The organism is Devriesea agamarum, from assembly GCF_900070355.1.
In the GTDB taxonomy this organism is placed as follows: Bacteria; Actinomycetota; Actinomycetes; order Actinomycetales; family Dermabacteraceae; genus Devriesea; species Devriesea agamarum.
Window position 1 is genome coordinate 1,557,191 of the sequence record NZ_LN849456.1, and the last position, 11,966, is coordinate 1,569,156.

The 11,966-nt window shown below is 59.3% G+C and carries 10 protein-coding genes; 8 read left to right on the forward strand and 2 right to left on the reverse strand.

Annotated features, from left to right (window positions below; translation table 11 throughout):
- Positions 1 to 1,559 precede the first annotated feature (1,559 nt).
- The 4 genes from BN1724_RS12900 (at position 1,560) to BN1724_RS06815 (ending at position 5,102) form a co-directional block, all read left to right on the forward strand.
- Positions 1,560 to 1,799 carry a hypothetical protein gene (locus tag BN1724_RS12900; RefSeq protein ID WP_157085798.1) on the forward strand — a complete coding sequence of 80 codons (240 nt, stop codon included), beginning with the start codon at positions 1,560 to 1,562 and terminating at the stop codon, positions 1,797 to 1,799.
- On the forward strand, positions 1,796 to 2,485 hold the full coding sequence (locus BN1724_RS06805) for an ATP-binding cassette domain-containing protein (RefSeq protein ID WP_058234753.1): 690 nt from the start codon (positions 1,796 to 1,798) through the stop codon (positions 2,483 to 2,485). Before BN1724_RS12900 ends, BN1724_RS06805 begins: the two co-directional genes overlap by 4 nt.
- A complete protein-coding gene (locus BN1724_RS06810) occupies positions 2,482 to 3,213 on the forward strand; it encodes a hypothetical protein (RefSeq protein WP_058234754.1) in 732 nt (243 codons plus the stop codon). The genes BN1724_RS06805 and BN1724_RS06810 overlap by 4 nt, the downstream gene beginning before the upstream one ends.
- A 488-nt stretch (positions 3,214 to 3,701) precedes the next feature.
- Positions 3,702 to 5,102: a GntP family permease gene (locus BN1724_RS06815; protein ID WP_058234755.1), complete on the forward strand. Its 1,401-nt coding sequence runs from the start codon at positions 3,702 to 3,704 to the stop codon at positions 5,100 to 5,102.
- A gap of 299 nt (positions 5,103 to 5,401) precedes the next feature.
- On the opposite strand, the gene BN1724_RS06820 is transcribed toward BN1724_RS06815, so the two are convergent.
- Positions 5,402 to 6,799: an FAD-dependent oxidoreductase gene (locus BN1724_RS06820; protein ID WP_058234756.1), complete on the reverse strand. Its 1,398-nt coding sequence runs from the start codon at positions 6,797 to 6,799 to the stop codon at positions 5,402 to 5,404.
- 50 nt (positions 6,800 to 6,849) lie between these two features.
- Between BN1724_RS06820 and BN1724_RS06825 the strand changes: the two genes are divergently transcribed.
- The 4 genes from BN1724_RS06825 to BN1724_RS06840 all read left to right on the forward strand — a co-directional run bounded on the left by BN1724_RS06825 (position 6,850) and on the right by BN1724_RS06840 (position 11,636).
- Complete coding sequence (locus BN1724_RS06825) at positions 6,850 to 7,482, forward strand: TetR/AcrR family transcriptional regulator (protein WP_058234757.1); 633 nt, start codon at positions 6,850 to 6,852, stop codon at positions 7,480 to 7,482.
- Positions 7,483 to 7,715: 233 nt separating this feature from the next.
- Positions 7,716 to 9,419, forward strand: coding sequence for a sodium:solute symporter family protein (locus BN1724_RS06830; RefSeq protein WP_231928181.1), 1,704 nt, complete (start codon positions 7,716 to 7,718; stop codon positions 9,417 to 9,419).
- Between the two features lie 10 nt (positions 9,420 to 9,429).
- A complete protein-coding gene (locus BN1724_RS06835) occupies positions 9,430 to 9,738 on the forward strand; it encodes a tetraspanin family protein (protein ID WP_058234758.1) in 309 nt (102 codons plus the stop codon).
- 410 nt (positions 9,739 to 10,148) lie between these two features.
- The gene (locus tag BN1724_RS06840) at positions 10,149 to 11,636 is read left to right on the forward strand and encodes an NAD-dependent succinate-semialdehyde dehydrogenase (RefSeq protein ID WP_058235835.1); all 1,488 of its coding nucleotides are present in this window, start codon (positions 10,149 to 10,151) and stop codon (positions 11,634 to 11,636) included.
- A gap of 131 nt (positions 11,637 to 11,767) precedes the next feature.
- Here the strand turns inward: BN1724_RS06840 and BN1724_RS12905 are convergent, their stop codons facing one another.
- Positions 11,768 to 11,938 carry a hypothetical protein gene (locus BN1724_RS12905; RefSeq protein ID WP_157085799.1) on the reverse strand — a complete coding sequence of 57 codons (171 nt, stop codon included), beginning with the start codon at positions 11,936 to 11,938 and terminating at the stop codon, positions 11,768 to 11,770.
- Positions 11,939 to 11,966 lie beyond the last annotated feature (28 nt).

Genomic DNA, 11,966 nt, shown 5'->3' on the forward strand with positions numbered 1-11,966 from the left:
AAATTCACCGCCCATTCAATGGCAGACGCATGTCACATTCGATAGAAACTGAACCAGCGCCAACAATACTAGTTAGCGAAAAATAGGTGTTTAAACAAATCGTAGAGAACTACCCCTACGAATACAAATATGACTGTATAGAACCAGCCTGGAGAATTTTTCTTGGATGACTCTTTATGTTCGTCATTTTCTGCGATAGACATAGCCCTAGACCCCAAGATTCTTCTTTAGTTGACCGCGTGCCAGAGCTCCTATCAAACCTGCTCCGATGCCCCTGATCGGCCTCGCTTCTTTCATGCATTCCATAAAAGCCCCATAACTTTTTTAGGTTCTTTCAATGCATTGGGAGCGTGCCGAGCACTGCTGCGCAACAATTGCCACCAAAATTAGAGGTCGGCCACCTTATCAAGAGTTCAGACGGCAATCCTAGATATTCCTGTCGTAAATCTTTTGATTATTGGGGTTGTGGGCATCGCGCTTTACCAACCATAGAACTAAAGCGACCACGATTGCTAGGATAATCAAATTTGCAACGATGATGCCAATGAGTACCAAGATATGCATTGTCATAGTGAAACCTTCCCTTGCTGGCAATCAGCTACCCGCAACCCAGGCCCTAGTGGCCACATTTAACAGCATTCAAAGTGTGGCCCCGAATTTTAAATCTACGACCATGGTTGCGACTTGCTGAGACATTACGAGCAGTAACGTTTGGTAGCGGCGAATCCCATGATCCAACCCGCGTTAGCTTCTCGATTCAAAAACACTTGAGCCTCCCTGGGTAGGCCATAACGCTTAAATGCGGAAATGCTTTTTGCTTCTTGCGATCTTGCTCCAATCTCACTAAAACACGATCGAGAGTTGATCACTATTAACTTCCGCTATGGCGGACAAGGCGAACCCTCCTATCGTCATCGAAATGGCTGTAACTATAGGCAGGAGCCGTTTGACAGTAAGGGCACCAGCAATATTTTATTTTCAATCCGAGTACGAAAGTTGTATTCAACTTAGCCAGTATAGCACATGTCACATATATGTCAATCTTAAGAATATTCCGTTTATCGTCACCACGATATTCGCCATATTCGGTTAACCGCAACCCCTCTATCCGATTGCGGCGATCTGCCAGGATCTCCGCGTGCCACTTCTTATAGTGCTGCACGCAATGTTCCTCAAGATAAAGACTTTTTAGCAATGTCCCAATTTCATGAGCGCTCCGCAGAGCGATGGCGCTCTCGAATAGACCCGTTATCTAACAATCCAGAGTCGAGCCCACCACGAAGGGCGGCTGGGCTGCGCGATGTCACGCACTTCGCGTCCAGGCGGGCGTTCAAGCAACTTATGGTCTACTGGCCGCTGGCCGCTAATAAATGGACCATTCCGCGATCTACTAATGCCTTCTACGCTGAGCGAAATGCGTCACTGGCTGCGCAACGCGTACATTGTTGCCCCTCCCGCAGAACGAACGTAAGTCCGCCTCACGCCACGCAACCAACCCGACCTCATCAAACACCCCATTCGCACCCATCCCACACCGCATGGTCGGTAGCATGGACGACATGTCGGAGATCCTCACGTCGGCAATAGCACCCGCATCGGCAACACCACCGACAAACCAACCCGGCTCGCACCTCTCCCCTCCAGCACTCTTTTCCCCTGTCATGCGGCTCGCGCCCGCTGTCATGCTGCTCGCGCTCGCTAGCCTGCTGGTCACACCCGCTGGCATGCTGGCCGCACACCCTACCGACCACAGCGCATACCCATTCCTTCTCTGCCCGGACGACTGGATTCTCCTATGACCACTGACGCTATTGTCGCCATCAACGATCTTTCCGTCACCTACGGCCCAACGATCGCCCTGGACGGAGTGTCCTTACGCATACCGCAAGACGCGGGAGTGATCGGCCTCTTTGGTCCAAACGGTGCCGGTAAATCGACCATGCTGAGGACTGTGTGCGGCGACATAGGTCGCTACAAAGGAACCGTCACGGCTCCGAGCCGCAGCAATATCGCTTACCTTCCCGACGCGCCGTTTCTGTACTCCTGGCTATCGGTCAAACAGTGCTCTGAACTCTATGAACACCGCTATACCGACTTCAGGAAAGAGGTATTTGACGAATTCCTCACGGGCTCGAAGGTCACCACAGCCTCCCGAGTGTCAGCTCTGTCAAAGGGCATGTCGGAACGGCTACATCTCGCACTGATTATGTCCCGAGCGCCTGAGCTCTACGTTCTGGACGAGCCACTGGGAGGCGTCGATCCTCTGACCCGGGATCATCTACTTCACCTGATTATGAAGTATCGCTCCGACCACGCGCCGTTGATACTCAGCACCCACTTAATAAACGGCGTTGATCAGGTGTTTGACAACGTCGTGCTGATTTCTGATGGCAATGTGTTAGCCAACGACTCAGCAGCGTCACTGCGTGACCGAGGCGATGGCGATCTTGAACTCGCGTACAAGAGGATTGTTTCTGAACTATGACTGATCTACGACTCATGGCCTTCAAACACGGCCGAATTATGATGCCTTTGATTCTGCTGATGGCGATTCTCAGCATCGTACGCTTGATATCCGATGACGTCATTGTTCAGCAGATTCACGGTATCGGTGTCATGCTGCTATCGGTCGGCCTCGCGGTATATGCACTGGACTATCTCATTCGGCTGATTGGTCTTTCAGAGGATCGGCTTTTATTGCTGTCCCCGAAACCCCGCTGGATCATCGCGGCGCTCAGCAGTCTGGTCATGGGGATTCTCCTGACCATCGGATACATTGCAGCCATCATTCCGCAGGTCAGTGCTGACGGCGATGAGCTTCTCAACCAGCTCATCATGTTCGTCAGCTACATTGTGTCGGTCTTTTCGGGGCTTGGCTTAATGGTCTTCGTGGTGTACCTATTAAAAGGCGTGCGCGGTAAGACTGCTCTTCGCGCATCCACCTGGCTGCTGTTTGTGGTGATCGTAGGTGCAGCGATGGCGGCTTGCATTCTGAGCGTTATTCATCTAACCGAGCACAGCAACTGGTCGATCGGAGTAGCATCGAACAACAGCGCAGTTAATGTGTACGCAACCATCCTTCCCGTCACTGTTCTCGACGTGAAAGACATTGCCGGATTGGCGCTAAGTTTTGCTGGCGCGAATGCCATCGCAGGTTTAATATTTTGGGTCAGTGCGTCGCTGCTAGCTCGGCGGCCAAACAACTACATCTAAAAATATGCAAAACCATACTCCGCGAGCGCTCGTTTACTAGCAAAGCCTCCGGGTTCCCTAGCACGCCATCTGAGTTCGCTAACAAAGCCTCCGGGTTCACAAACAAAGCCTCAGGCTTGTCCATCGGCACACCTTCAGGGCAATAACGCCCGTGTAGCCACTAGCCACACCAACACAACAGCCGCTCCGTACCCATGCCGTCCAGATTTCTGACCGGTCACCTAGCGCTATCACCAGCCAAAGTTGCGGGCAGCGCTCTACCTCCCCGGTATCCGCGGCAGCAAAGTAGTATTTCCCCGCGACAGGCAGTTACCCTGTGACGCACCCGCCCGGCGATGCACACACGATTTTCGTATCTACTCGTGCGGCACCCACGTCGTGCGGACCCCACGGGCGCAACCGCTTGCCCCGCCGGATACCCGGCGCCCGCGGCGTGACCGCTTAGCCCTGCCGATCACCGGCACCTCTTACTCAAAGGAGAGCTACGTATGGACTGGACGCAAAATTGGCAGCAAACCCTGCCAGGGTGGGTTCTGCTGCTCATTGCCGCCTGCGCCATCGCCTTAATCCTCGTGATGGTCATCCGATTTAAGGTGCATGCCTTCATCACCTTGATCGTGGTGAGCCTGTTGACCGCGCTGGCAACCCAAATCCCGGTGCAACATATCGCCGAAACTATGGTCTCGGGCTTCGGAAAAACCCTGGGCAGTGTGGCGCTTCTAGTCGCCGTGGGGGCAATGCTCGGGCGCCTTGTGGAAACCTCCGGCGGGGCTAAGTCCCTTGCGGAGAAAATGGTCGAGATCTTCGGTGAAAAGCGTGCCCCCTTTGCGCTCGGCCTAGCTTCGCTCGTGGTCGGCTTCCCGATCTTTTTCGACGCGGGCATGCTGGTGGTCCTCCCCGTCGTGTTCGCTATTGCGCGCAGACTGCGCGGTTCTCTGCTGCTCTATGCCTTCCCGGTGATTGCAGCGCTATCGGTGATGCACGTCTTCGTGCCGCCCCATCCGGGTCCGGTTGCCGCGGCCGAGTTTTTGCATGCTGACCTGGGCACTGTGCTTCTGCTCGGAGTCATCGTCGCATTCCCGGTGTGGTACGTGGCCGGTCACTTATGGGGTCGGATTGTCGGTCAGCGCATTCCGCTGCCCATTCCCGCGCTATTGGGTAACCCAGACGATGGCGACGATGTCACCAATCCCCCGCGTCCGTTCACTATCGTGCTGATCCTGTTGCTGCCGCTCGTGCTGATCCTCGGCAACACGGGGCTGAGCGCTCTCGGCGCGGCCAACATCGTCGATGCCAAAGCCACCTGGGTACATGTGCTGCGCATGCTCGGGGAATCACCGATTGCCCTGCTCATTGCCGTGATCGTCGCCTCGGTCGTGCTGGGAACCCGTCGCGGTATCAACGGCACCGCCCTGGAGAAAACGCTCGATTCGGCACTGGGCCCGATCTGTTCAGTCGTCCTGATCACCGGTGCGGGCGGCATGTTCGGTGGGGTGTTGCGCACCTCCGGGATTGGCGCCGCCATCGAAACACTGCTGTCCGACATCGGGTTGCCGGTGTTCGTCGCCGCATACGTGATCGCGGCTGTTCTCCGTATCGCCCAGGGTTCGGCCACCGTCGCGCTCACCACCGCAGCGGCACTGATCGCCCCCGCGGTGCAGGCTGGTCATTATGGCTCGCTGGAAATCGCCTGCATTGTGCTCGCCACCGCTGCCGGTTCGGTGATTGCCAGCCATGTCAATGACTCCGGGTTCTGGCTGGTTGGCCGCCTGATGGGTATGGACGTGAAAACCACGTTGAAAACCTGGACCGTTCAGCAGACCATTCAATCGGTCTCCGCGTTCATCATTGTGGGGGTGATCTACCTGCTTGTCGGGCTCGCAGCCTAATGGCCTGTGCACCTCGCAGGAGTCGTGCGCAGCTCTCGAGAGCCATCGGTTAACAATCTGCACACCCGTAGGCTCCCTAACCCAGCTGCATGCACAACTCACCGTGTTCGCAGCCCAACCATCAGTGCATAAAAATATGGCCGGACCATCTGGACAACAACCAGCTGGTCCGGCCATATGTCATCGAGCCTGCGCTCGGGCCGGTCTCATATCAGGCCGACCTCATGTCACATCGCGGGCTTCCTTGACGCGAAACACCTTGCCGGGCCGCTGAACGCAGCGCCCGGCGAGCGCATCGATTACTTCAGCTCGCCGAGCACCTCATTCAGAGCCTCGGTCGAGGACGGGTGGGTCCAGATGCCGTCGCGCAACGTGCTCGCGGTGATGCCTGCGCGCATCGCCAGGGCCACCAGGTTGATGACTTCCTGGGAGTCGACGTGGAACAGTCGAGCGCCGAGGATCTGATCGGTCTCAGCGTCGACCACAAACTTAATGACACCGCGAGCGTCCTGCACGGTCTTCGGACGGGGCATGGCCTTCACCGCAGCGACCGATTTCATCGCTGTTTTCACCGTGTAACCGGCGCGAATAGCCTGGTCTTCACTCATGCCGACGGCGGAGAACGGAGGGGTCATAAAGGTCGTGCTGGGAACGCCCACGCGGTCCGAACGCACTCGGGTTCCGTTTCCAAGCAGGTCATCCAACACGATTCGGAAGTCGTCCAACGAGATGTAGGTGTGCTGTGGGCCGCCGTTGACATCGCCCACCGCATACACGCCCGGAACGTTGGTGCGCAGATGATCATCCACCACGATGGCGCCGCGGTCGGTGGTCTCGATCCCTGCGGCCTCCAGCCCCAGATCGTCGGTTGCAGGGCGGCGGCCCACTGAGACCAGCACGGCGTCAGCGGTCGCGGAGCCTTCGTTGCCGTCGGCGTCGGACCAGCGGACGGTGGCTTCTTGTCCGTCGTCGTCGACGCGGTTCACGGTGGCGCCGTGGACGAAGCGGATTCCATCTCCTTCCAGGACTTCGGTGACTGCTGCGGCGATGTCTTCGTCGTCACCGGGCAGAAGGCGCGGCATGGCACCAATCACGGTAACTTCTGCGCCAAATCCCCTAAACATAGAGGCAAATTCCAGGGCGATGAATCCGCTGCCGATAATGGCCAGGCGCTTCGGGAAGGGGTCGATGTGCTGGATGCTGGTGGAGGTGTGGACGCGGGGGCCATCCAGACCGGGGATGGGAGGCATCACGGTGACGGCGCCGGTTCCGATCACGATGGTCTCCGCCTGGACACGCAGGGTCTCGTCCGCGGCGCTGCCGCTGATCTGCACCTCATGGGGGCCGACGAAGCGGGCATGACCATTAATGACGGTGACGGTGTCTTTGTCGGCGAGCATCTGGTAGTTCACGGCGCGGAGTTTGTCGATGAGGGTGTCTCGGGCCGCAACGGCTGAGCGGAAGGTGGCCTGAATGTCATCCTCGCTCCGACGTTCCTGAGCGGAGTGCACGAGGGCTTTGGTGGGGACACAGCCGATGTTGATGCAGGTGCCGCCGTACATCTGGTCGGATTGTTCGACGATGGCGACGCGGCGGCCGCGAGCGGCATAGGTGGCCGCGAGCGTCTTGCCGCCTTTGCCCCAGCCGATGACGAGCAGGTCGACGGAGAGTTTTTCAGTGGTCGGGTTTGAAATCATGGGCCCATCTTCCTCGTGGAGAATTATCATTCTCCCCTAGAGTAGAGAATATGAATTCTCCGCGCAAGACCCCCCGCGGCGCTCATGTCGATCCTCACCAAGGCGACCACACCGGCCCACACCCCACCCCTCTTCCCGACGCCATTCACGCCACCTGCTGCGACGACCCCATCCTCGACGCCGCCGGACACCTCTTCTACGAACGCGGCATTGCCTCAGTCTCCATCCAAGACATCCGCGCCCGCGCCAACATCAGCCTGAAAGCGCTATACCGGCGTTACCCCTCCAAAGACACCCTCGTGCTGGCCTACCTATCCCGGACCCATTCGCGCTGGATGGACGATGTGCAGGCAGCAACCGCAGACTCCGCAACTCCCGAAGAAGCCATCGACCGCCTCTTTGCCTGGCTCCGCTCCTGGTTCTGCGCCCCCAACTATCTCGGGTGCGGAATCGCCAACACCCGCGGCGCAGCCCTGAGCCCCGAAGCCCGCGCCATCGTCCGACGCCACCTGCGTGAGCTGCAGGAACTACTGATTAACATCGTGGACGACCAGACCGCAGGCGAAGCCCTGTTCGTACTGGTCGAAGGCGCCATTGCCGCCAGCACCGGCACCGGCAACCCCGACTATGCCGACCGCGCCCACCGCGCCGCCCGAGCCCTGCTCAGCACTCGCCCGCACTGAGCCCCACGTACACTCTCCCCAGCACCCCGCCGCCCCGCGTTAAGATCACCACCACATCCACCGCTGTTACCACAGCCAGGGACTCTCGGCACCCAACCCGAGATCACACACTGGTAGACTTTTTGCGGTTTTGTTCCACCGACGGCAGCACTAAAGCAGGTGATGTCGCCAGCGGAATGTCCCTCTTCTATCCGGGGCCTCGGCCCAACACCCCTCACGTCAAGGAGGACGACGTGGACCAGATCGGCATCAAGCTCGACGCGCAAGCGATCGACTACGTGCTCATCGCGCTCTACTTCATCTTCGTCCTCGGTGTGGGCTGGTTCGCCAAGCGTGGCGTCTCCAACTCCATCGAATTCTTCCTATCCGGTCGTTCCCTACCCGCATGGGTGACCGGCCTCGCCTTCATCTCCGCGAACCTCGGCGCTGTCGAGATCATGGGGATGTCTGCTACGGGTGCCCAATACGGGTTCCCCACCATGCACTACTTCTGGATCGGTGCCATCCCCGCCATGCTGTTCCTCGGCGTGGTCATGATGCCGTTCTACTACGGTTCCAAAGTCCGCAGCGTGCCCGAGTTCATGCGCATGCGTTTCGGCACCGGCGCCCATCTGGTCAACGCCCTGTCCTTTGCGCTCGCGCAGCTGCTGATCGGTGGCGTGAACCTGTACCTGCTCGGCACCATTGTCAACCGTCTGCTCGGCTGGCCGCTATGGGTCGCGTTGATCGTCGCCGCTGCCATCGTGCTGTGCTACATCACCCTGGGCGGTCTGTCCGCTGCGATCTACAACGAAGTGCTGCAGTTCTTCGTGATCGTTGCGGCTTTGCTCCCCCTGACCCTGCTCGGCTTGCACAAGGTCGGCGGCTGGAAGGGACTGGTCGAGAAAGTCACCAGCGACGGTATGCTCGGTTCTCAGCAGCTGCACACCTGGCCCGGTGAGCAGCTATCCGGTTTCAATAACCCGGTGCTGTCCGTGATCGGTATCGTGTTCGGGCTCGGCTTCGTGCTCTCCTTCGGCTACTGGACCACCAACTTCGTCGAAGTTCAGCGCGCTATGGCCTCAAAGAACATCACGGCCGCCCGCATGACCCCGATCATCGGTGCCTTCCCGAAGATGTTCATCCCGTTCATTGTGATCGTCCCGGGTATGATCGCCGCGGTCCTAGTACCACAGCTATCAGACTACAAGCGGGTCTTTTACACCCAAGGTGAAGCAGCCGCAAATGCCAGCGGCATCAACTACAACGACGCCCTGCTCCTGCTGATGCGTGATGTATTGCCCAACGGCCTCTTGGGCATCGCCATCGCGGGTCTGCTGGCGGCATTTATGGCCGGTATGGCAGCGAACATCTCGGCGTTCAACACCGTGGTCAGCTATGACCTGTGGCAGCAGTACGTGATGAAGGACCGCTCCGATAAGCACTACTTGAACGTGGGACGCATCGCCACCGTCGCGGCCTGCATCATCGCAATCTTCACGGCTCTGATTGCCGCGAACTTCTCGAACATCTTGGCGTACTTGCAGACGCTCTTCAGCTTCTTTAACGCCCCGCTGTTCGCCACGTTCATCCTCGGTATGTTCTGGCGGCGGATGACCCCGGCCGCTGGCTGGGCCGGGCTGGTGTTCGGCACGCTGGCAGCGGTGGCACTCTGGGTGAGCTCGGAGGTATGGCACCTGTTCTACCTTCCCGGCCAGGGCCTCGCGTTCCTCGCGGCGGCCGCCGCATTCGTGGTGGACATCGCCGTTTCGGTCATCGTCACCATGTTCACCAAGCCCAAGCAAGCCTATGAACTGCGAGGCCTGGTGTACTCAGAAACCCCGAAGGCCGACCTGATCGATCCCGAGGAAAAAGCGTTGCCCTTCTGGCGGCGTCCAATCCCGATGGCATCTATCGGACTGGCTCTTGTCATCATTTTGAACATCGTGTTCGCCTAAGGAGCTCATCGTGAACGACAGCACCAAAAACGAGACCACCGAGCACGTTGAGACCGTCGGCGCCTTCGATATCCGGATCTTTATCGCTACCCTGATCTGCCTATTCGGCGTGATCCTAGTGGCCCTGGGGATCTTCGCCTTCAATGCTCATGAGGCGGCCATCACCGGCGGAATCAATGGCAATCTGTGGACCGGCATCATAATGATCGTGGTGGCAATTCTGTTCGTCGTGTGGGCGAAGATCGACCCGATCCGCATGGTGGTCCGGGAAAACGAACCAGGAGCTGAAGAGCCCCGCGACATCGCACCGGTGGACTAGCCATCGCATCGATAACTCATCCCGGTCGGTTTTCCAACCGGGTTTCCAGCTAGTTTCCCCGCCGGTTTCCGGCCAAGTCCAGACCGGGTTCTCCTATCCGTGGGCCCCGGTATCGCAGTAAATGAACGCTGCGATACCGGGGCCCACGTGTGTGACTCCCAGCCTCCCAGCGGCAACAACAGGAACCCGCACACCCAGCACGGCAGCTCGTTAAACACCCCCAGCAGCACGTACCCGCTCGGTCAGCATGTAGCCGCCAGTCAGCACGTTCAGCACCTACCCGCTCGACCAGCATGGACCGGATGTACAGCTCGGCGAGCGGCCCTCACGCGTTCAGCGCCGACGCAGCTGCACGAGCGCAGCACGCGTATGGTGACAACAGCGGCCACCGTCCACTGCAGGAGGTTTCGATGCCATCATCACCCGCCACCCAGACCACACATGTCACGCCGTCCCAGGTGGAGGACCTGCTCGCGCGTATGCCGCGCAGTTCCTTCATCGGCGGCGCCTTTACCGGGGGCACCCCTTCGCTATCGGTGATTGACCCCGCCACTGAGCAGAGCATCCTCTCGGTGGTCGATGCCTCCCCTGATCTGGGGACGCTGGCACTGGACGCCGCGTGCGACGCCGCCCCTGCGTGGGCCGCCACCACTGCGCGCGAACGCTCCACCATTGTGCGCCGAGCCTTCGAGCTGTGCCATGAGCGGGCGGACGACCTTGCGCTCACCATGACCCTGGAGATGGGCAAACCACTGGCGGAGTCCTATGGCGAAGTCAGTTACGGTGCTGAGTTCCTGCGCTGGTTCAGCGAAGAAGGCGTGCGCGCACCGGGACACTTCGGACCGGCCCCGGCCAGTGGTAAACGCATGCTTACGCTCAGCAAACCGGTTGGCCCGGTTCTCGCCATCACGCCGTGGAACTTCCCACTCGCCATGGGCACGCGAAAGATTGCCCCTGCTTTGGCCGCCGGATGCACGGTGGTGGTTAAACCCGCCCGACAGACCCCGCTGACCATGCTGCTGTTCCTGGAGATTCTGCGCGACGCCGGACTTCCCGACGGCGTCGTCAACTGCGTCGTGACCTCACACTCCCGCGAAATCAGCACCACTCTGCTTGCCGACCCGCGCCTACGCAAACTCACCTTCACCGGATCCACCGAGGTCGGCCGGACCCTTCTGGCCCAGGCCGCAGACCGGGTGTTGAAGACCTCCATGGAGCTCGGAGGCAATGCCCCGTTCCTGGTGATGCCCTCAGCTGATATCGATGTGGCCGTGGAGGCCGCCATGCCTGCGAAGTTCCGCAATAACGGGGAGGCATGCACGGCGGCGAACCGGTTCTACGTGCACAGCTCGCGCCTGGATGAGTTCACGGACAAATTTGTGGCAAAGGTTCGCAAGCTGGTCGTCGGTCCCGGACTTGACCGGGAGACCACGCTCGGTCCGCTCATTAATGCCGAGGGCCGAGACAAAGCCGAACAGTTGATCGCTGATGCCACCCAGCGCGGGGCGCAGACCGTCGCCGGTGGGCAGCAACTCGACCGACCAGGGTTCTTCCTCGAGCCCACTGTGCTCACGAATGTGCCCGCCGACGCGCGAATCTGTCACGAAGAAGTTTTCGCCCCGGTTGCGCCAATCATCGCGTGCGATGACCCAGAAGCCATGATCGCCGCTGCAAACGACACCGAGTTCGGCTTAATGGCGTATGTTATGGCCGCTGATCTCGACGAAGCGCTCAGCACCTGTGAGCGCCTGGAGTCGGGCATGATCGGCCTCAACTCCGGGGTGGTCTCTGATCCCGCAGCGCCGTTCGGCGGGGTAAAAGAGTCCGGTTTGGGGCGCGAAGGCGGTCATGCGGGCCTCGCCGAATATTTGGAGACCTGCTACATCGGGCTGCCCTAGCCGTCACCATTGGCTTGTCCAGCCGACATCGGGTTACCTTGCCGTCATCGTGGGGTTGCCCAGCCGACATCGAATTACCCTACTTTTTGATGGGGATACAACATCGCCGGGCGACGCGTCAGCTCGAGACCCTACTCATCACTGCGAGTAATTCGGCCCGGCTTGGAGACCTCGGCCTCAGCGAGCGCAAGGAATCCGTGCAGACCTGAGACCGCGCCGTGAGGAAACCGTGAGGATCGGTGGTCATCTGGGAATCCGGGCAGTGGAGTAAGGGAGTTCGCTACTCCACCGCCCGGCCTCATGCCGGGCCTCACCTCCTCCGGAGCTCGT